General features: G+C 40.9%; 23 protein-coding genes and 1 rRNA gene. 20 read left to right on the plus strand and 4 right to left on the minus strand.

What is annotated here, in order from left to right; translation table 11 throughout:
- The 10 genes from rrf to rsmI form a co-directional block, all read left to right on the plus strand.
- Positions 1-79, plus strand: a 5S ribosomal RNA gene (rrf, locus tag ACFSY7_RS20340); the annotation flags it as partial.
- Between the two features lie 228 nt (positions 80-307).
- A complete protein-coding gene (gene tmk, locus ACFSY7_RS16460; protein WP_139996251.1) occupies positions 308-934 on the plus strand; it encodes a dTMP kinase in 627 nt (208 codons plus the stop codon).
- Positions 935-994: 60 nt separating this feature from the next.
- On the plus strand, positions 995-1324 hold the full coding sequence (locus ACFSY7_RS16465; protein WP_029501099.1) for a cyclic-di-AMP receptor: 330 nt from the start codon (positions 995-997) through the stop codon (positions 1322-1324).
- Between the two features lie 19 nt (positions 1325-1343).
- A complete protein-coding gene (locus ACFSY7_RS16470) occupies positions 1344-1781 on the plus strand; it encodes a YaaR family protein (RefSeq protein ID WP_126988924.1) in 438 nt (145 codons plus the stop codon).
- A 107-nt stretch (positions 1782-1888) separates the two neighbouring features.
- Entirely contained in the window at positions 1889-2896 is a 1008-nt protein-coding gene (locus ACFSY7_RS16475) for a DNA polymerase III subunit delta' C-terminal domain-containing protein (protein WP_380148733.1), read from the plus strand.
- Positions 2889-3707, plus strand: coding sequence for a PSP1 domain-containing protein (locus tag ACFSY7_RS16480; RefSeq protein WP_126988926.1), 819 nt, complete (start codon positions 2889-2891; stop codon positions 3705-3707). The genes ACFSY7_RS16475 and ACFSY7_RS16480 overlap by 8 nt, the downstream gene beginning before the upstream one ends.
- 20 nt (positions 3708-3727) lie before the next feature.
- Positions 3728-4087, plus strand: coding sequence for a DNA replication initiation control protein YabA (gene yabA / locus ACFSY7_RS16485; protein WP_126988927.1), 360 nt, complete (start codon positions 3728-3730; stop codon positions 4085-4087).
- Between the two features lie 49 nt (positions 4088-4136).
- A complete protein-coding gene (locus ACFSY7_RS16490) occupies positions 4137-4886 on the plus strand; it encodes a tRNA1(Val) (adenine(37)-N6)-methyltransferase (RefSeq protein WP_380148735.1) in 750 nt (249 codons plus the stop codon).
- Entirely contained in the window at positions 4870-5160 is a 291-nt protein-coding gene (locus tag ACFSY7_RS16495) for a GIY-YIG nuclease family protein (protein ID WP_126988929.1), read from the plus strand. Before ACFSY7_RS16490 ends, ACFSY7_RS16495 begins: the two co-directional genes overlap by 17 nt.
- Positions 5138-6007 carry a 16S rRNA (cytidine(1402)-2'-O)-methyltransferase gene (gene rsmI, locus ACFSY7_RS16500; RefSeq protein ID WP_380148760.1) on the plus strand — a complete coding sequence of 290 codons (870 nt, stop codon included), beginning with the start codon at positions 5138-5140 and terminating at the stop codon, positions 6005-6007. Before ACFSY7_RS16495 ends, rsmI begins: the two co-directional genes overlap by 23 nt.
- Before the next feature lie 226 nt (positions 6008-6233).
- On the opposite strand, the gene ACFSY7_RS16505 is transcribed toward rsmI, so the two are convergent.
- Positions 6234-6512: an AbrB/MazE/SpoVT family DNA-binding domain-containing protein gene (locus ACFSY7_RS16505; protein ID WP_126988930.1), complete on the minus strand. Its 279-nt coding sequence runs from the start codon at positions 6510-6512 to the stop codon at positions 6234-6236.
- Positions 6513-6872: 360 nt separating this feature from the next.
- Here ACFSY7_RS16505 and metG point away from each other — a divergent pair, with 360 nt between their 5' ends.
- From metG to spoVG, 10 genes are all read left to right on the plus strand, one after another.
- Positions 6873-8846: a methionine--tRNA ligase gene (gene metG, locus ACFSY7_RS16510; RefSeq protein ID WP_380148736.1), complete on the plus strand. Its 1974-nt coding sequence runs from the start codon at positions 6873-6875 to the stop codon at positions 8844-8846.
- Positions 8847-9111: 265 nt separating this feature from the next.
- Positions 9112-9885 carry a TatD family hydrolase gene (locus ACFSY7_RS16515; protein ID WP_380148737.1) on the plus strand — a complete coding sequence of 258 codons (774 nt, stop codon included), beginning with the start codon at positions 9112-9114 and terminating at the stop codon, positions 9883-9885.
- 138 nt (positions 9886-10023) lie between these two features.
- A complete protein-coding gene (locus ACFSY7_RS16520) occupies positions 10024-10746 on the plus strand; it encodes a 3D domain-containing protein (RefSeq protein ID WP_380148738.1) in 723 nt (240 codons plus the stop codon).
- 139 nt (positions 10747-10885) lie between these two features.
- A complete protein-coding gene (gene rnmV / locus ACFSY7_RS16525) occupies positions 10886-11449 on the plus strand; it encodes a ribonuclease M5 (protein WP_380148739.1) in 564 nt (187 codons plus the stop codon).
- Positions 11442-12320, plus strand: coding sequence for a 16S rRNA (adenine(1518)-N(6)/adenine(1519)-N(6))-dimethyltransferase RsmA (gene rsmA / locus ACFSY7_RS16530; RefSeq protein WP_139996241.1), 879 nt, complete (start codon positions 11442-11444; stop codon positions 12318-12320). The genes rnmV and rsmA overlap by 8 nt, the downstream gene beginning before the upstream one ends.
- Positions 12321-12458: 138 nt before the next feature.
- Positions 12459-12719, plus strand: coding sequence for a biofilm formation stimulator Veg (gene veg / locus ACFSY7_RS16535; protein WP_029501085.1), 261 nt, complete (start codon positions 12459-12461; stop codon positions 12717-12719).
- 206 nt (positions 12720-12925) lie between these two features.
- Entirely contained in the window at positions 12926-13780 is an 855-nt protein-coding gene (gene ispE / locus ACFSY7_RS16540; RefSeq protein ID WP_139996239.1) for a 4-(cytidine 5'-diphospho)-2-C-methyl-D-erythritol kinase, read from the plus strand.
- A 67-nt stretch (positions 13781-13847) separates the two neighbouring features.
- Positions 13848-14675, plus strand: coding sequence for a pur operon repressor (gene purR, locus ACFSY7_RS16545; protein ID WP_126988937.1), 828 nt, complete (start codon positions 13848-13850; stop codon positions 14673-14675).
- A gap of 3 nt (positions 14676-14678) precedes the next feature.
- Complete coding sequence (locus ACFSY7_RS16550; RefSeq protein ID WP_126988938.1) at positions 14679-15050, plus strand: RidA family protein; 372 nt, start codon at positions 14679-14681, stop codon at positions 15048-15050.
- 177 nt (positions 15051-15227) lie between these two features.
- Positions 15228-15518 (plus strand): septation regulator SpoVG, encoded by a 291-nt coding sequence (gene spoVG / locus ACFSY7_RS16555; protein WP_126988939.1) that lies wholly within the window; start codon positions 15228-15230, stop codon positions 15516-15518.
- A gap of 51 nt (positions 15519-15569) precedes the next feature.
- On the opposite strand, the gene nadA is transcribed toward spoVG, so the two are convergent.
- The 3 genes from nadA to nadB are packed head-to-tail and all read right to left on the minus strand — an operon-like array spanning position 15570 to position 18986.
- A complete protein-coding gene (gene nadA / locus ACFSY7_RS16560) occupies positions 15570-16673 on the minus strand; it encodes a quinolinate synthase NadA (RefSeq protein WP_380148762.1) in 1104 nt (367 codons plus the stop codon).
- The gene (nadC, locus tag ACFSY7_RS16565) at positions 16673-17524 is read right to left on the minus strand and encodes a carboxylating nicotinate-nucleotide diphosphorylase (protein WP_139996235.1); all 852 of its coding nucleotides are present in this window, start codon (positions 17522-17524) and stop codon (positions 16673-16675) included. Before nadC ends, nadA begins: the two co-directional genes overlap by 1 nt.
- Positions 17478-18986 (minus strand): L-aspartate oxidase, encoded by a 1509-nt coding sequence (gene nadB / locus ACFSY7_RS16570; protein ID WP_126988942.1) that lies wholly within the window; start codon positions 18984-18986, stop codon positions 17478-17480. Before nadB ends, nadC begins: the two co-directional genes overlap by 47 nt.
- Between the last annotated feature and the right edge of the window lie 44 nt (positions 18987-19030).

Raw genomic sequence — 19030 nt, forward strand, 5'->3', positions numbered from 1 at the left:
TGCCGAACACAGAAGTTAAGCTCTTTAGCGCCGATGGTAGTTGGGGGTTTCCCCCTGCGAGAGTAGGACGTTGCTAGGCACACCGAAGTACTGACAGAAGTCAGTACTTTTTTTATGCTTTAAAATGGCATATGAAGTGAATTTTCATGCTAAGTTACTTACAATAGAAGTAAGAGAGTAGGTGCAGAATATGAAAAAAACGACTTTTGTAAAATTAGTTGCTGCAACGACTGTAGCTACGATTACTTTATTAACAAAACCTAAAAAAGCAAAATAGTATTTATTGATTGAAAGAGGTAAGAGTTCAATGGGAAAAACAGTGTTTATTACATTTGAAGGTCCAGAAGGTGCAGGTAAGACAACTGTGTTAAAAAAAATTGAGGAACGTCTAGCTGAGCGTGGTGTAGATGTTGTTGCAACACGTGAACCAGGTGGTAGTGTGATTGCCGAAAAAATTCGTCATATTATTTTAGATAAAAATCATACTGAAATGGATCCTCGTACAGAAGCTTTATTATATGCGGCTGCACGTAGTCAACATTTTGCAGAAACTGTAGAACCAGCACTAAAAGAGGGTAAAGTAGTATTGTGTGACCGCTTTATTGACTCTTCATTAACGTACCAAGGTGTTGGTCGTAATTTAGGAATCGATGCAGTGAAAGCGATTAATGAATTTGCAATTGGCGACAGAATGCCGGATGTGACGGTGTTATTTGATTTAGAACCAGAAGTAGGTTTAGCACGTATCAATGCGAATGCGGGTCGTGAAGTGAATCGTTTGGATAAAGAAGATTTAGCTTTTCACCAATCTGTACATGAGGCGTATTTACATTTAGCAGAACGTTTCCCAGAGCGCATTCAAGTAATTGATGCGAGCAAATCTTTAGAAGAAGTAGTAGAATCAGCATGGCAATGTATTGCACCACTTGTTTAGCCATGATGAAAAATTTGACTTTATGATATAATAGTTGAAAAGAATCAGGAGTGAATGCCGATGAAATTAGTAGTTGCAGTAGTACAAGATCAGGATAGTAACCGTCTTTCAAATGCTTTAACGAAAAATAATTTTCGAGCAACGAAATTAGCCAGTACAGGTGGTTTCTTAAAATCAGGAAATACCACTTTCTTAATTGGTACGGAGGATTCACTCGTTCCTAAAGCGCTAGATGTCATTCGTGACAACTGCCGTTCACGTGAACAAATGGTAGCGCCAATTTCACCTATGGGAGGCAATGCGGACTCATATATTCCTTATCCTGTAGAAGTAGAAGTAGGCGGCGCAACGGTATTTGTATTACCAATTGAACAATTCCATCATTTCTAGAGTGGAGGCGACCGTATAAATGAAAATTAACCAAGACATACACGTTGGGAGAAACCAGGCACAGACTCGACAAGTGCAGCAACAGGCGACGAATAATTTTGGTAGTCTTGTTGTAAAACAGGGCCAAAAAATGCAGACGGAACAGCTAACACGTTTGTTAGGTGATATTTCGACTGCGGGTGAACGTATTACGAAGTCGCGTAATTTACGTGATCTTGCAAAATTTAAAATGTTGATTAAACGCTTTTTGAAAGAGTCTGTATCGTTTGGTATGGAGTTGAAACAGTCTCATACGTGGAATCGTTTTGGTGAGGGCCGTCGTTTAAAGATTGTTGATACAATTGATGAAAAGCTAATTGAATTAACGGAAGATATTTTGAATGAGGAAAAGGACTCTGTAGATCTTCTAGCGAAAATCGGAGAGATTAAAGGGTTACTCATTAATCTGTACACATAACGGAGCTGTGGCATTAGGGAAAACATCTGATGATGAACATTCGTGCTTAGGCATGAAGCGCATCGGTTGTACTTGTGTCACAGCTTCATTTTTTAAAGGTGATGGAAATGGAAAAAACAACAGAACAACTGAAACAATTGCAACCGGTCGTTATGAAGCAGTTACAAATCATTGAACGTAAAAATCGAATCGGTCAAGCCTACATATTTGAAGGTAAAAAAGGGACGGCAACGGAAGAAGTCGCACATTTTTTTGTGAAGTTATTATTATGTGAGCAACCAATCGATGGCGAGCCATGTAACATATGTCGTAGCTGTCAGCGCCTTGAAACGGGGAACCATATTAATTTTCATCAAGTGTATCCAGATGGGCAATTTATTAAAGTAGCGGCAATTGAGGAGCTACTGATAGAAATGAGTAAGCGTGGTATGGAAGCAGGACGCAAGGTATATATTGTACATGATGCGGAACGCTTAAATGCAAAATCTGCGAATAAATTGCTAAAATTCTTAGAAGAACCGATTGGTGAAGTAACGGCGATTTTCACAACACAAAATATTAATGCGATTTTGCCGACGATTCGGTCACGCTGTCAGCATATTGCGTTTCAACCAATTCCAAAGCATTTATTATTAGATGAACTGCGTAATCAAGGCATTAGTGCATCTCTTGCGGCGACGGTTAGTATGGTAACGAGCGACGTAGATGAAGCAATTGCTTTAACAAAAGATGACGAGTTTGCACAGGCGAGAAAAACAGTGTTAAAATTAATAGAAGCGACGCTATCGAAAAATGTGCATAAGGCATTATTAATTGTGCATGAGGATTGGTTGCCAACTTTTAAAGAAAGAGACCAAATGGAGTTAGCATTGGATTTACTGCTATATGCGTATCGCGATATTGTAGCAGTAAAGGCAAATCCAACAGCAGCGTTAACGTATCCTGACATGAAGGACTTCTTTGTGACCACAGGATTACGTTTAACATACGAGCAACTTTCAAAAATGTTGCAAGCAGTATTACATGCACGAAAAACATTGCATAGTAATATGAATCGTACATTGCTGATGGAACAATTAATGCTAAACCTGCAGGAGGGAAAGTCCTTTGTATAAAGTAGTAGGAGTCCGTTTTAAGAAAGCGGGTAAAATATATTATTTTGATCCTAATGAAAATGCACTTGAAAATGGCGAATATGTCATTGTCGAAACCGCACGTGGGATTGAATATGGTAAAGTAGTTGTTCCGCCAAAAGAAGTGGAAGATGATGATGTCATCTTGCCATTAAAGCAAGTTGTTCGCCAAGCAAATGAGCACGATAGTATTCAAGTATCTGAAAATCTTGAAGACTCGAAGCGTGCATTTGAGCTTGCTACTGAAAAAATTTCAACGCATAAGCTAGAGATGAAATTAGTAGATGTCGAATATACCTTTGATCGCAATAAAATTATCTTTTATTTTACCGCAGAAGGTCGTGTTGACTTCCGTGAGCTAGTAAAGGATTTAGCTTCTGTATTCCGTACACGAATTGAATTACGTCAAATTGGCGTACGTGATGAAGCAAAAATGTTAGGTGGCATTGGCCCATGTGGTCGTATGTTATGTTGTTCAACGTTTTTAGGTGATTTTGAGCCCGTGTCAATTAAAATGGCGAAGGACCAAAATCTATCGTTAAATCCATCAAAAATTTCAGGTTTATGTGGCCGCTTAATGTGCTGCTTAAAATATGAAAATGATGAATATGAAGACGCTCGTTCAAAAATGCCAGACATCGGTCGCACAATTTCAACGCCTGACGGTAAAGGGAAGGTCGTTGGTTTGAATATTTTAGAACGTTTATTGCAAGTAGAACTGTTTGAAGAGAATCGTGTGTTAGAATATACATTAGATGAAATTGTAGAATTTGAAAAAAGTTCAGTACAATAGGGGAATATGAGGTGGCTTGCGTGAAGGACCATAATTTCTTAGACACTGTTATGGAATTCGAACAACAGCTTGAGTCGATGCAAACTCAATTTGAGGCATTAAAAAAGTTTGTAGCTTTAATGATGGAGGAACATCAGACACTACAAATGGAAAATCATCATTTGCGTACGCGTTTGGAAGAAGTACTATCACAACAACCAGAGCAGTTGCCTGAGATTGCGGTAGAAAAACGTGATGTGCTAGATGTTGGTGAAGGATACGATAATTTAGCACGTCTTTACCACGAGGGCTACCATGTATGTAATGTACATTTTGGCTCATCGCGTAAAGGTGAAGATTGCTTGTTCTGTCTTTCATTTTTAAATAAACAAAATGACTAAAAAGGGGCTTCTTCTATAAGCCTCTTTTAGTTTGTTGGAGGGTAAGTTCATGGAACAATGGTTAAAGGATGATGAACGATTGGACTATTTGCTAGCGGAGGAGCTACGCATTATACAAAGTCCATCGGTATTTTCATTTTCTCTTGATGCCGTATTATTGTCTCGCTTCGTAAATGTTCCACATCATAAAGGACAAATTGTTGATTTATGTGCAGGGAATGGAGCGATTCCGTTATTTTTAAGCGCGCGTACAAAAGCGCATATTACAGCGATAGAATTACAGGATCGTCTTGTTGATATGGCGAGCCGTAGCGTAAAATACAATGAGCTTGAAGAACAAATTACAATCATGCAAGGAGATGTGCGTACGGTTTCGACAGATTTAGGTATTGAAAAATACGATGTCGTGACATGCAATCCTCCTTATTTCTTGGCACATGAGGCGAGCGATAAAAACTTGAAAGAGCATGTGAAAATCGCGCGTCATGAAATTTATTTGAAGCTTGATGAAATGATTTATACGTCAGGACGCTTATTAAAGCAAGGTGGGAAAGCAGCGTATGTACATCGCCCAGAGCGTCTGCTCGACATCGTCATGGCAATGCGTGCAAATCGTATTGAACCAAAACGAATTCAGCTTGTGTACCCAAAAATGGGCAAAGAGGCAAATGCGTTGTTGATTGAAGGTATTAAGGACGGGAAGCCAGGCTTAAAAGTTTTGCCACCACTTTATGTGTACGGAGATGACAATGAATATACAGACGAAGTGCGTGGGATGCTTTATGGCGACGCCGAATAAAGAAGTCATGTATGTCGTTAGTTGTAGCGACGGGACTTTATATACTGGGTATACGAATAACCTAGAGAAGCGACTTGCGACACATAACGCCGGGAAGGGTGCCAAGTATACGCGCGCACGTCTACCGGTAAGCTGTATTTATTATGAAGAGTTTGAAACGAAGCATGAGGCGATGAGCGCTGAATATCATTTCAAGCGCTTGACGCGTCAACAAAAGTTAAATTATATAGAAGAAAGAGGTCGTACGGATGATTCAATCACAAATGAGCGCTGAGCACGAACGCGGTGCTTTGTATTTAGTCCCGACGCCGATTGGCAATTTAGAAGATATGACAATGCGCGCCTTGCGTATTTTAAAGGAAGCGGATGTGATTGCGGCAGAAGATACGCGCAACACAAAACGCTTATGTAACTATTTTGAAATTGAAACGCCACTAACAAGCTATCATGACTTCAATCAGGAGCAGGGCGGCGAGAAGTTGCTGCATATGCTACGTGAGGGAAAAACAGTGGCACTTGTAAGTGATGCGGGAATGCCTTGTATTTCAGATCCAGGGAAAGATATTTCAATGAAGGCGATGGCAGAGGGTTTTGCTGTTGTGCCATTACCAGGAGCCAATGCGGCATTAACGGCATTAGTCGGCTCTGGGTTACCCGCACAGCCATTTTTATTTTACGGTTTTTTAAGTCGTCAAAAGAAAGAGCGTAAAGAATCGCTTGAAGGCTTAGCAAAACGTCATGAAACGATTATCTTTTATGAGGCACCGCATCGTATGAAGGATACATTAAAAGATATGCATGCCATCTTAGGTGACCGTAAAATCGTTTTAGCGCGGGAATTAACGAAGAAATTTGAAGAGTTTTTACGTGGTACGATTGAAGAGGCACTTGAATGGGCAAACAGCAGCGAAATTCGAGGGGAATTTGTTGTCATTGTTGAAGGTGCAGATGAAAGTGTCATTGAAGAAGAGGTAACATGGTGGTCAGCGCTTAGTGTTGTGGAACATATTGAAAAACTTATTGAAAATGGCCAAAGCTCGAAAGAAGCCATCAAGGAAGTGTCTAAAGAACGTAAATTACCAAAACGTGACGTCTACCAAGCATATCATGTAGAAGACTAAAAAAGAGCCGCAATCATTAGTTGATTGTGGCTCTTTTTTTATAACTAAGGCGGTATAAAACCTGAAAAGTCTATTCCCATATATTATAGAAGAAACTCCAAATAAAAACGTAGCCCCGATGAATCGGCGAAAATTCATCGGGGCCTCTATTTATATAATTTTCACATACAAAAACAAGGGTTTAACTATTTTAAGGGATTGAAAAATGGGATGTTACACTACTAAATTATTTGTTTAATTTAGATTGGATTTCTTTTACTAAGATTTGTGCGCCTTCTGGGCTTAAGATTAAGTTACCACCAGCAAGACGGAAGTTATCGTCTGATACTTCACCTGTTACAGCACAAGTCATGTTAGGCATATATTTTTTTAAGATGATTTTATCGTCATCCACATAAATTTCTAAAGCGTCTTTCTCTGCAATGCTTAATGTGCGGCGTAATTCGATAGGAATAACCACGCGACCTAATTCGTCAACTTTACGTACAATACCTGTAGATTTCATGATGAATCTCCTCCTAATTAATTGTTTGATCTATTTTTTGTTTCGTCAAAATTCGACATCATTTCTTTGTCTGGAACTAATCATACCAACTAATACCATAATAGTCAATTATTTTTTCTCCTAGTTTCGAAACTTTTTTTCAAATATATGGTTTATATGGAGGTAGGATTGCGTAAAAAAACGATTTAATTAGCCAAAAACTGCTTTTTCGACGATTTTCACGCTTATAATAGTGTTTTTAATTCGAGATATTAATTCGACAAATTTCTACACAAAATCGACAAAATAAACTATCGTTGCTTCAATTTGTCTACTTAGATAGAATAGTAGGTATACTGTATAACACTGGAGGAAGCTTTCGTGAACAAAGAAAAAGAAACATTTTATATCACAACACCGATTTATTATCCAAGCGGCAAGTTCCATATTGGCACGGCCTACACAACAGTAGCTGCTGATACGATGGCACGCTACAAACGCTTACGAGGATTTGACGTACGATTCCAAACAGGGATGGATGAACACGGTCAAAAAATTCAAGAGAAATCAGAAGAAGCGGGCAAGGCTCCTAAAGTCTATGTCGATGAAATTGCAGATGCTGCGAAAAAATTATGGGCTCAAATGGATATTTCATATGATGACTTTATCCAAACAACAGAAGAACGTCACACAAAAGCTGTACAAAAAATCTTCAAACGCTTCCTAGACAATGGTGATATTTACAAAGGTGAATATGAAGGCTGGTACTGTACACCATGTGAGTCATTCTTTACAGAAACACAATTAGTAGATGGCAATTGTCCTGACTGCGGTCGTCCTGTGCATAAAGTAAAAGAAGAGTCTTACTTCTTTAATATGAAGAAATACGCGGATCGTTTACTTCAATATTATGAAGAAAACCCAGGTTTCATCGAGCCAGAGTCTCGTAAAAATGAAATGGTGAATAACTTCATTAAACCAGGTCTTGAAGATTTATCTGTATCTCGTACATCATTTGATTGGGGTATCCGCGTCCCTGGCGACGAGAAGCATGTTATTTACGTATGGGTAGATGCTTTAACAAACTATTTAACAACATTAGGCTATGATACAGACAATGATGTAGACTTCAAAAAATATTGGCCTGCAAATGTTCATGTAGTAGGGAAGGATATCGTACGTTTCCATACAATCTACTGGCCAATCTTCTTAATGGCATTAGATTTACCATTACCGAAGAAAGTATTCGCACATGGCTTCATTATGATGAAAGACGGCAAAATGTCGAAATCAAAAGGCAATGTTGTGTATCCGGAAATGCTAATCGAGCGCTACGGCCTTGATGCAACACGTTACTTCCTATTACGTGAACTACCATTTGGTTCAGATGGTGTATTCTCACCAGAATCATTCGTTGAACGTACAAACTTTGATCTTGCCAATGACCTTGGTAACTTATTAAACCGTACTGTTTCAATGATGAATAAATACTTTGGTGGTGTCATTCCAACTGAAGGCTTAGAAAACACAGATTTTGATGCAGCGCTTGAAGCAACTGCAAAAGAATCATTAACAAAATTCGAGAATAATATGGAGAAAATGCAATTTAGCGTTGCGTTAGCTGATATTTGGACATTAGTGTCTCGTACAAACAAATATATCGATGAAACTGAACCATGGGTACTAGCGAAAGACGAAGCATTAAAACCGAAGCTAGGTACAGTTATGTATAACTTAGCTGAAAATCTTCGCCGTGTAGCGGTTATGATTCAACCATTTATGACAAAATCGCCAAAAGAGATTTTACGTCAATTAGGGCTATCAGAAGAGTTATTAGCATGGGATACATTAACGGCTACAAACGTGATTCCAACTGGTACAACGGTTATCTCAAAAGGTGAACCTATCTTCCCTCGTTTAGACAATGAAGTAGAAGTAGCGTACATCCGTGAGCAAATGCGTGGTTCTGTAAAAACAGTTCAGGAAGAACCTAAAAAAGAAGAAGCGGTAGCGGAAGATATCGAACACGAAGAAGAAATTACAATTGATGATTTCATGAAAGTAGAGCTTCGTGTCGGTACAGTATTAGCTGCTGAAAAAATGAAAAAAGCAGACAAGTTATTAAAAATTCAAGTGGACCTTGGTTATGAAAAACGTCAGGTTGTATCAGGGATTGCTGCTTACTACACACCAGAAGAATTAGTCGGTCAAAAAGTAATCGTTGTGGCGAACTTAAAACCAGTAAAACTTCGCGGCGAATTATCTCAAGGGATGATTTTAGCTGGCGGTGTAGGAGATACATTAAAACTTGCACAAGTGGATTCAACACTAGAAAACGGCGCTCGCGTACGTTAATTATTGGATGATTTTAACAAAAGGATCGTGCTGTTAGCGCGGTCCTTTTCTGTTACGTTTGCCAAAAAATAGTAAAAATATGTTTAGAATTAATAATTATATAGTATAAATAAGTGACTTTATATGTCAAATTACACTTTCTTTTTACGTAAAAAGGTGAAGATTTTTTAGCTATTTATAATATTTGTAATATAAATGTAATATAGAAGTTATTTATGAAATGGTTTTAATGAGTACAATAAATCTCAGAAAAGGAGCATGTCATATGTTTATCGATACGCATGTCCATTTAAACAACGAGCAATACAACGAAGATTTAGATCAGGTGATTGAGCGCGCCTTTGAAAACAACGTCAAAGAGATGGTTGTGATTGGTTTTGACCGACCAACGATTGAGCGAGCGCTTGAACTTGCTGAGCAATACGATTTTATTTACGCAGCGATCGGCTGGCATCCAGTTGATGCAATCGATTGTACAGACGAAGATCTAGCATGGGTTGAAAAATTAGCAACTGAACATAACAAAGTCGTCGCCATTGGAGAAACAGGATTGGATTATCATTGGGATAAGTCACCCAAAGATGTGCAAGAAGAAATCTTCCGCAAACAAATTCAGCTTGCGAAACGCGTAAAACTCCCAATTATTATTCATAATCGCGAGGCAACTGGTGATTGTGTACGCATGTTAATGGAAGAACATGCGGAAGAGGTGGGGGGCGTCATGCACTCCTTCAGCGCAAGCGTCGAAATCGCAGAAGTGATTATCGAAAAGTTAAATTTCTACGTCGGATTAGGTGGACCTGTAACATTCAAAAATGCAAAAACACCTAAAAAAGTCGCCGCAGAAATACCGCTTGAACGAATTATTTTAGAAACGGACGCACCTTTCCTTGCGCCACATCCAAATCGGGGTAAAAGGAACGAGCCGTCATACATCCCTCTAATCGCCGCAGAAATCGCGCAACTACGCGGAATAGAGGTCGAAGAGGTAGAGCGTGTGACGACCGAAAATGCACATCGTTTCTATAACATAAAATGAAACTTTGGAACTAATTCCTCCAAACTCACGAAAACGTTGGTACAATAAGGTTTTCCTTTTTATGTAAAATTCATCCGCTGTTGACAGGGACTAAAGACACTCTATATAATCCAACGAGTGAATAAGGAGGTATTTTTCATGTCAAACAATTCCATGAAAAAACTGTTCCCGGAATCATTAAAAAACTCTAAAACCGTAATGCTGTTAACAGCACTTACACTTATGATTGCGTTTGTAGTAGCTACAGTATTTAGTACTGCAACTAATGAACAGGCAACAAAAGAAGTTAAAACAACAGAACAACAAGATAAAGCAGCAACAGATTACGCGAATCGCTTCGCTGGTGAAAAAATTTCAACTGTCGCAAATAAAACAGTGAAAACAACAGCATACTTAAATGCTCGTGCTGGTGCAGGTGTAAGCTACCGCATTAAGTACAAAATTCCAAAAGGTAAAAAAGTTACATACGTTGGTGGCCGTAAAGGAAACTGGGTAAAAGTTTCTTACAAAGGCAAAAAAGGTTATGTAAACTCTAAATATTTATCAGGTATTACGAAAACGGGTTCTAGCGCTCGTACATTTACCGTGTCATCAACAGCATACACTGCATACTGTGCAGGCTGTTCAGGACGCACAGCAACAGGTATCAACTTACATGCGAATCCAAACAAAAAAGTAATCGCAGTTGATCCTCGTGTCATCCCATTAGGCTCTAAAGTGTACGTTGAAGGTTACGGCTTAGCTGTAGCAGGCGATACAGGTGGCGCAATTAAAGGGAATAAAATTGATGTATTTATGTCATCAAAATCAAAAGCTTTAAACTGGGGCCGTCGTTCAGTAACGGTAACTGTTTATAAATAATCGTAGGCAGCTTCACAAAAGTGAGGCTGCTTTTTTTATGCCAAAAACGCGACACTTTTTATTTTGCGTCGAACATATTATAATAAGCATATTGTTTATTTTTAGAACGTAGTAATTAACGAAAAGAGGATTCACACAAGTGGACATAAAAGAAATTATTGTTGTTGAGGGTAAGGATGATACGACAGCGATTAAGCGTTCGGTAAATGCCGATACGATTGAAACGAATGGTTCAGCGATTTCTGCAGAGTGCTTACAACGCATTCAGCATGCACAAGATGTGAGAGGGGTCATCGTCTTTACGGACCCTGATTATCCTGGCCGCCGCATTCGTGCAATTATTGAGGAGCATGTGAAGGGAATCAAGCATGCGTTTTTACCGAAGAAGAAAACCATTGCTAAAAATGGCAAGAGCTTAGGTATTGAACATGCGAAGTCAGAAGATATTCGCTATGCCCTTGAAAATGTCTATACCGTACAAGAGGATGCTCCGGCGTGTACGATTACGCGAGAAGATATATTAATGGCTCATCTAATTGGTCACCCGTCTGCAAAAAAACGTCGTGATCGTCTAGGGGAAATTTTAAATATTGGTTCTACAAACGGCAAACAGCTCGTAAAACGTTTGGAAATGTTCCAAATTACCGAGCAACAATTTGGCGCAGCAATTGCGCAAATTAATCAGGAGGAAGAGAATGCATAAAGATATCGCAACACCGATTCGTACGCAGGAAATTTTAAAGAAATATGGTTTTTCATTTAAAAAGAGCTTAGGTCAAAACTTTTTAATCGACCCAAATATTTTACGTAATATTGTAGGTCACGCAGATTTAACAAAGGATAGTGCAGCAATCGAAGTAGGGCCTGGTATTGGCGCTTTAACAGAGCATTTAGCACGCGAAGCAGGCAAGGTCATGTCATTTGAGATTGACCAACGTCTATTACCAGTATTAGAAGATACATTAAGTCCGTATGATAACGTTAAAATCGTTCATTCAGACGTTTTAAAGGCGGATGTGAAGGGTTTAATCGATTCAGAGCTTGCGGGCTTTAAAGACATCATGGTGGTCGCAAACTTACCGTATTACGTGACGACACCGATTTTAATGAAATTATTAACAGAAAATCTGCCGTTACGTGGCTTTGTTGTGATGATGCAAAAAGAAGTAGCAGATCGTATTTCAGCGAAACCAGGAACGAAAGCATATGGTTCACTATCAATTGCGGTTCAATATTACTGTACAGCGGAAGTGGCAATGATTGTGCCAAAAACGGTATTTATGCCACAACCAAATGTTGATTCAGCTGTTTTAAAATTAATCCGTCATGAAGAGCCACCAGTTACTGTAATCGATGAGGAGTTCTTCTTTAGCGTAACGCGTGCAGCCTTTGCACAACGTCGCAAAACGTTACTAAACAATCTTCAATCACAGCTACCAAATGGTAAAGCGAAGAAAGAAGATATTTTACGTGCGCTTAAGCAAGCTGGCGTAGAGCCATCACGCCGCGGTGAAACATTATCAATCGCAGAATTTGGCGCATTAGCGGATGCATTGCACCCATATTTTAACTAATAGCGTCTATGCAAAAAAATCATAGAAAAAATGCTATAAAATAATTGACATAGAAAATGTAGATTGATAAAATAAAAATTTGTGCTTGACTTTTAAAGGGTACCTTGTTATACTAGGTTATAGTGAGGTGTAAGCATAATGCCAAAAACATTAGCCGACATTAAAAAGTCGTTAGACAGTCATTTAGGCCAACGCATGCAATTGAAAGCAAATGGTGGCCGTAAGAAAACAATCGAGCGAGCAGGTGTACTTCGCGAAACATATCGTGCAGTATTCGTTGTAGACCTTGATCAAGATGAAAACGCATTTGAACGCGTTTCTTACAGTTACACAGATATCTTAACAGAAGCAGTAGAGATTACATTCGAAGGCGAGTCGAAACTGGCTATCGCCGAATAGTAAGCATTTATATTTTTTCGGGCACTTATAAAACATTCCTTCTTGTTTGAAGGGCCGTTTTATAAGTGTTTTATTTTCGGAGCCACGCAGAACTTTTGGCGTGGCTTTTTTCATGTCTGAAACCGTCATGTAAAAGTCTTGATGTGTTAAAATAATACACAGTAACAAAGGGCGATGATGGCCAGATAGGAAAGTGAGGTAAGCATATGCTTTACGTAAAAGCACCTGCGAAAATAAATTTAACATTGGATGTATTACATAAACGTCCAGATGGGTACCATGAAGTAGAGATGATTATGACGACGGTTGATTTAGCAGACCGTGTTGGTTTGGAGTTACGTCAAGACGGCGAAATCTTCATTCATTCAAGTAATAACTTTGTTCCAGATGACCAACGTAATTTGGCGTATCAAGCAGCGAAGCTATTGAAGGATCGCTTCAATGTAAATTCAGGCGTTTCAATTTCAATCGATAAGCAAATTCCAGTAGCAGCTGGACTTGCGGGCGGTAGTAGTGATGCAGCAGCAACTTTAAAAGGTTTAAATGAATTATGGAGCCTTGGGTTATCACTTGATGAGCTAGCTGAATTAGGTGCAGAGATTGGCTCAGACGTATCATTTTGTGTATATGGCGGTACCGCAATTGCGCGCGGACGCGGCGAAAAGATCGAACATATCGCAGCACCACCAAGCAGTTGGGTTATTTTAGCGAAGCCAACAATTGGTGTATCGACTGCGGCAGTTTATGGTGGCTTGAATCTAGATGATGTGAAGCACCCGGATACAGCTCGTATGGTCGAAGCAATTAAGACGAATGATTACGCTAAGATGTGTGGTACACTAGGCAATGTATTAGAGAGCGTTACGCTTGATATGCATCCTGAAGTATCTAGTATTAAAGAACAAATGAAACGCTTTGGTGCGGACGGTGTGCTTATGAGCGGTAGCGGCCCGACAGTGTTTGCGCTCGTGCAGACAGAGGCGCGTACAACTCGTATTGTAAATGGACTCAAAGGTTTTTGTGATGAAGTATATGCAGTGCGCCTACTCGGCGACCGATAGTGCTTGCATAAACACGTATAATTATGGTATTTTTTGTATAAAACATTCGTATTTAGGAGAGGGTTTCATGAAATGGAAGCGTAGTGAGCGTCTTGTAGACATGACGCATTATTTATTGGAGCATCCACAACAATTAATCCCCCTTACATTTTTCGCTGAATCATATCAGTCGGCAAAGTCCTCCATTAGCGAAGACTTATCGATTGTGAAAGATACATTTGAAGAAAGAGGGATTGGCCATTTAATTACAGTCCCAGGTGCGGCTGGTGGTGTAAAATACATCCCTAAAGTTCCTGAAGAATCAGCTAAGAAAGTTATTACAGAGCTAATTAAAGAATTAAGTCATTCCGATCGCCTGCTGCCTGGTGGCTATTTATTTATGACCGACTTACTTGGTAACCCCGAGTTAATCAACAAAGTTGGTAAAGTATTTGCCTCAGCATTTTGTGATCAAGAAATAGATGTTATTATGACCGTAGCAACGAAAGGGATTTCAATTGCACATGCGATTGCACGTCATTTGAATGTTCCGGTTGTGGTTGTACGTCGCGATAATAAAGTGACAGAAGGTTCTACTGTAAGTATTAATTATGTATCAGGCTCTTCACGTCGTATTCAAACGATGGTGCTATCAAAACGTAGTATGAAGAGTGGTCAGCGCGTGCTTATCACCGACGACTTTATGAAAGTTGGCGGTACGATGAACGGGATGAAGAATTTATTAGAAGAGTTCGACTGTACACTAGCGGGCATTGCTGTGCTAGTTGAGGCCGAACATCCCGATGAACGCTTAGTCGATGATTATTATTCATTAGTGAAATTAAGAGAAGTCAATGAGAAGGATCGTACGATTGAGTTAACGGAGGGTAATTATTTTTCGAAGGGTGGAAACTAAGTAATGAAAGTAGTAGCAACAAATAATGCACCTGCGGCAATCGGTCCGTACGTGCAAGGTGTTATTGTGAACAACATGTTCTATAGCTCAGGTCAAATCCCATTAACTGCGGATGGTAGCCTTGTAGAAGGAACAATTACGGAACAAACAAACCAAGTTTTCGAAAATTTAAAAGCGGTATTAGCTGAAGCGGGCTCTTCATTAGACAAAGTCGTGAAAACGATGGTATTCATTTCAGATATGAATGAATTCGGTGAGTTAAATGAAGAATACGCACGTCATTTCGGCGACCACAAACCAGCACGTAGCTGTGTGGAAGTAGCGCGTTTACCTAAAGATGTTAAAGTAGAAATCGAAGTTATCGCACTCGTATAATTTCAATAGAGAGAAGAGAATCTGCATAAGTAGGTTCTCTTTTTTTCTTTTTAAAGTAAGTTGTTTGAAATTTCCAAAAAATATTTTTATGAAAAGAAGGAAAAAAATGTTTTTTTGCCGAATATAATAGTAGGAAAGAGTTAATTTTTGCATCTAAGATGAGAGGTGGTGAAAAGAATGGAAGTAACTGATGTACGATTACGCCGTGTTCAAACGGATGGTCGCATGCGTGCGATCGCTTCCATCACACTAGACAACGAGTTTGTTGTGCATGATATTCGCGTGATTGACGGGAATACAGGACTGTTTGTCGCTATGCCGAGCAAACGTACGCCTGATGGTGAGTTCCGAGATATTGCACATCCGATTAACTCAGATATGCGTACAAAGATTCAACAATCTGTCTTAATCGCGTATGAAAATGCGGAAGAAACGAATGAGGAAGAGAGCATTGTTGAACAAGTATAAAATAAAAGGTCATAAAAAAAGAGGTCTCCTTTTGACGGGAGGCCTCTTTTTTTATTTCGCAAATTGTAACATGCGCTCTAATGCGTGAATTGATTGCGCTGTTGTGTCGGCGTCAACGGTGATGACATTGCCGCGACCGCCTTCTACAATCGTCTCAAGCGCCCATAATAGATGTGGTAAGTCGATGCGATTCATCGTTAGGCAAGGACACATATTCGTATTGAGTGAAATGATGTGTTTATCAGGGTGCTCCGTAATCAGGCGCTTCACGAGATTCATCTCGGTGCCAATCGCCCAGCGAGAACCTGTAGGAGCGCTTTCAATCGTGTCGATAATATACTTTGTCGACCCGTTATCATCGGCCGCCTGTATGACGTCATGACTACATTCAGGATGGACGATAACGCGCATGTCCGGGTCATTTTTACGAATGTCGTCAATATGCCATTTATTAAAACCTTCATGGACCGAACAATGGCCTTTCCATAAAATCACTTGTACGTCTTCAAGCTCACCATCATATTCGAGCTTTTCACGAATCGGGTCCCAGACAGCCATATGTTCAAGTGGCACACCGAGCGCAAATGCGGTATTACGTCCAAGATGCTGGTCTGGTAAAAATAATAGGCGAGACTTTTGCTGAAAGGCCCATTCGACCATCGTTTTTGCATTTGATGACGTGACACATGCCCCGCCGTGACGACCGACAAAAGCTTTGATGCTCGCAGTCGAATTGACGTATGTCAGCGGCACAATCGTATCGCCGAATAACTGCTGAAGTTGTTGCCAAGCGCTTTCTGTTTGCTCGATATTTGCCATATCGGCCATCGAGCAACCAGCACGCATGTCTGGTAGGTAAACTATTTGGTCATCTTTTGTTAGCATATCGGCTGTTTCTGCCATAAAATGCACGCCGCAAAAAACAATATGTTTTGCGCGCGTGTTGCTCGCGCAAATTTGTGCGAGCTGCAGAGAATCACCTGCCGCGTCGGCAAATTGGATGACTTCATCGCGCTGATAGTGATGACCTGGGATGAAAAGCTCCTCACCAAGCTGTTGTTTAATCGCTCGAACGCGCGCCTCCATTTCCGTTGTAGACATCGTTTTATAACGTTCAGGTAATTTTGATAATTGATCGAATAATGTTGGATTCATCATGCGTTTAATGCTCCTTTCAGTTCAACAAGTGCAGAAATATCGAAAGCTTTCACCGAATGTGTCAGGAAGCCAAGTGAAATATAGTGAACGCCACTTTGTGCGTAGCTAGCAATCGTGTCGAGTGTAATACCGCCTGATGCCTCGGTGACAATCGTCTCTGGTACGAGCTGTTGCCACTCACGAATCGTTTCAGGTGTTTGATTATCAAACATAATAATGTCCGCGTGCGCCTCGATCGCTTCTTGAAGTTGCGCGCGCGTTTCGATTTCGACCTCGATTTTGACGGTGTGCCCAATCGCTTGGCGTGCGCGCGTCACTGCTTCAGTAATCGAACCGCAAAACGCGATATGGTTGTCCTTTAACATAATGCAGTCATATAAGCCGCTGCGATGATTGTAGCCACCGCCGATACGTACGGCATACTTTTCGAGCATTCGTAGCCCCGGTGTCGTTTTACGCGTATCGCAAATTTTTGTCGTTGTGCCGGCTGTTTGCGAAGTGGCAGCGTGTGTCATCGTAGCAATTGCACAAAGGCGCTGTACGAGATTTAGTACGACACGTTCGCCTGACAATAAGAGTTGAATCGGCCCTGCAATCGTTGCAAGTTTGTCGCCGTATGCAATGCGCGCACCTTCTGCTACGTGCATTGTGACGCGAATAGATGGATGCAATAGCGCAAAGCCCGTTTCGATAATAGGCGTGCCGCAAAAAATACCGTCTTCTTTTGCATAAAAAGAAAATTGTCCGGCTTCATCTGCTGGGAAAATCGTCGTACTCGATAAATCATTGTCGCCAATATCTTCAATAAAAAATTCTTTCAGCATGTGCTGTAGTTTGAATAAATTCATGCCATGTCCTCCTAACGATGGTGTGCTGTTGTTGTATCAATAAGCGGTTTGATAGCGCGTCATTTTGTTGAGGGTAATCTTCGCGTATATGCGCCCCGCGTGTTTCTTGGCGTGCAAGTGCTCCGCTGACAATCAATCGTGCAGTCACATGTGCAAGTGCGAGCTCGGCCTGGTCCGGCGCAATCTGGTGGATAATCGGGAGCTTATTTTTAAGCTGTTGTAACGTAAGTCCGCTTCGCATAATACCGGCGTGCTGCATCATAAGTTGTTGAAGTTGTTCAAGCGGCAATAGCGCCGTATTTGGTGCGACAGGTGCATGCCGCAAGTGCCAATTTGTTTGTGCTGGCGCTTGTGCTAAATGCTCTGCAAGGCGCATACCAAACGCCAGTCCTTCTAATAATGAATTGCTCGCGAGGCGATTCGCCCCGTGGACGCCACTACATGCCGCTTCGCCGACCGCATATAAGCCTCGCAGTGACGTTTGCCCAACATCATCGGTTAAAATGCCGCCCATTAAAAAGTGGCTACCCGGTGCAATCGGAATACGCTGCGTGGATAGTGGAACGTCTGCGCGCTGACAAATGGCACTAACAGTCGGAAAATGTTGTTCAAAATTTGCAATCGCTGAAATGTCTAAATAGACGTCATGACCGGCTGCACGACGCTCATAGACGGCGCGTGCTGTGATGTGACGAGGTGCAAGGTCTTGTCCATTCATAAAGTAATCGCCGGTATCGTCTACAAAACGTGCACCGGCCCCGCGCACCGCTTCAGATACAAGTCCAAAGCAACGTTCATCTTTATACAATAAGCTTGGGTGAAATTGCATAAATTCCATATCGGCAACAGCTGCCCCGGCGAGTGCGGCCATTGCGATACCATCACCGAAACTTTTAGGTTGATTAGATGTGTACGTGTAGAGCGCGCCAGCCCCGCCCGTTGCGATAATCGTCTGCGCTGCAAAATAACATTGCGTTGTTGTCCGAACACCGATAATGTCACCTGCTGTATTGTGCAATAGCGCATAGGCAAGTTCATGTGTATGGATGTGTACATTGCTAGGAAGCTGGTTGATTAAATGCTCGGTTAAATGTCGCCCGGTCGCATCACCGCCAGCATGAACGATGCGGTGATGACTATGTGCGCCCTCTAAACCAACGTGCGCATCGATAGCAAAGCCTTGCGTGATGAGCGCATCAAGCGCCGTCTTGCCATCCGTAACAAGGTTGTTAACATGTGGCTCGTAATTATGCGCGACACCAGCAGCAAGTGTGTCTGCGATATGGCTCGCAAATGAATCCTTTGGCTGTGTGACAGACGCAATGCCACCTTGCGCAATATAGGAGCTACTCGTGCGCAAATCACCTTTCGTAATAACTAAGACGTGCTTGTGTTTTGGTAGCAGGCGTGCCGTTTGAAGTGCCGCAATGCCGCTACCGAGGATGATAATGTCTACATGCATGTGTACATACCTTCTTTTACAGTTGTCTTGTCACATATATTTAC

The organism is Kurthia populi, from assembly GCF_042686175.1.
GTDB lineage: Bacteria > Bacillota > Bacilli > Bacillales_A > Planococcaceae > Kurthia > Kurthia populi.

Coding starts and splice junctions, on each gene's coding strand:
- tmk (WP_139996251.1), top strand. CDS start 308: ATGGGAAAAACAGTGTTTATTACATTTGAAGGTCCAGAAGGTGCAGGT.
- ACFSY7_RS16465 (WP_029501099.1), top strand. CDS start 995: ATGAAATTAGTAGTTGCAGTAGTACAAGATCAGGATAGTAACCGTCTT.
- ACFSY7_RS16470 (WP_126988924.1), top strand. CDS start 1,344: ATGAAAATTAACCAAGACATACACGTTGGGAGAAACCAGGCACAGACT.
- ACFSY7_RS16475 (WP_380148733.1), top strand. CDS start 1,889: ATGGAAAAAACAACAGAACAACTGAAACAATTGCAACCGGTCGTTATG.
- ACFSY7_RS16490 (WP_380148735.1), top strand. CDS start 4,137: ATGGAACAATGGTTAAAGGATGATGAACGATTGGACTATTTGCTAGCG.
- ACFSY7_RS16495 (WP_126988929.1), top strand. CDS start 4,870: ATGGCGACGCCGAATAAAGAAGTCATGTATGTCGTTAGTTGTAGCGAC.
- ACFSY7_RS16505 (WP_126988930.1), bottom strand. CDS start 6,512: ATGAAATCTACAGGTATTGTACGTAAAGTTGACGAATTAGGTCGCGTG.
- ACFSY7_RS16515 (WP_380148737.1), top strand. CDS start 9,112: ATGTTTATCGATACGCATGTCCATTTAAACAACGAGCAATACAACGAA.
- ACFSY7_RS16520 (WP_380148738.1), top strand. CDS start 10,024: ATGTCAAACAATTCCATGAAAAAACTGTTCCCGGAATCATTAAAAAAC.
- rsmA (WP_139996241.1), top strand. CDS start 11,442: ATGCATAAAGATATCGCAACACCGATTCGTACGCAGGAAATTTTAAAG.
- veg (WP_029501085.1), top strand. CDS start 12,459: ATGCCAAAAACATTAGCCGACATTAAAAAGTCGTTAGACAGTCATTTA.
- ispE (WP_139996239.1), top strand. CDS start 12,926: ATGCTTTACGTAAAAGCACCTGCGAAAATAAATTTAACATTGGATGTA.
- purR (WP_126988937.1), top strand. CDS start 13,848: ATGAAATGGAAGCGTAGTGAGCGTCTTGTAGACATGACGCATTATTTA.
- ACFSY7_RS16550 (WP_126988938.1), top strand. CDS start 14,679: ATGAAAGTAGTAGCAACAAATAATGCACCTGCGGCAATCGGTCCGTAC.
- spoVG (WP_126988939.1), top strand. CDS start 15,228: ATGGAAGTAACTGATGTACGATTACGCCGTGTTCAAACGGATGGTCGC.
- nadA (WP_380148762.1), bottom strand. CDS start 16,673: ATGAATCCAACATTATTCGATCAATTATCAAAATTACCTGAACGTTAT.
- nadC (WP_139996235.1), bottom strand. CDS start 17,524: ATGAATTTATTCAAACTACAGCACATGCTGAAAGAATTTTTTATTGAA.
- nadB (WP_126988942.1), bottom strand. CDS start 18,986: ATGCATGTAGACATTATCATCCTCGGTAGCGGCATTGCGGCACTTCAA.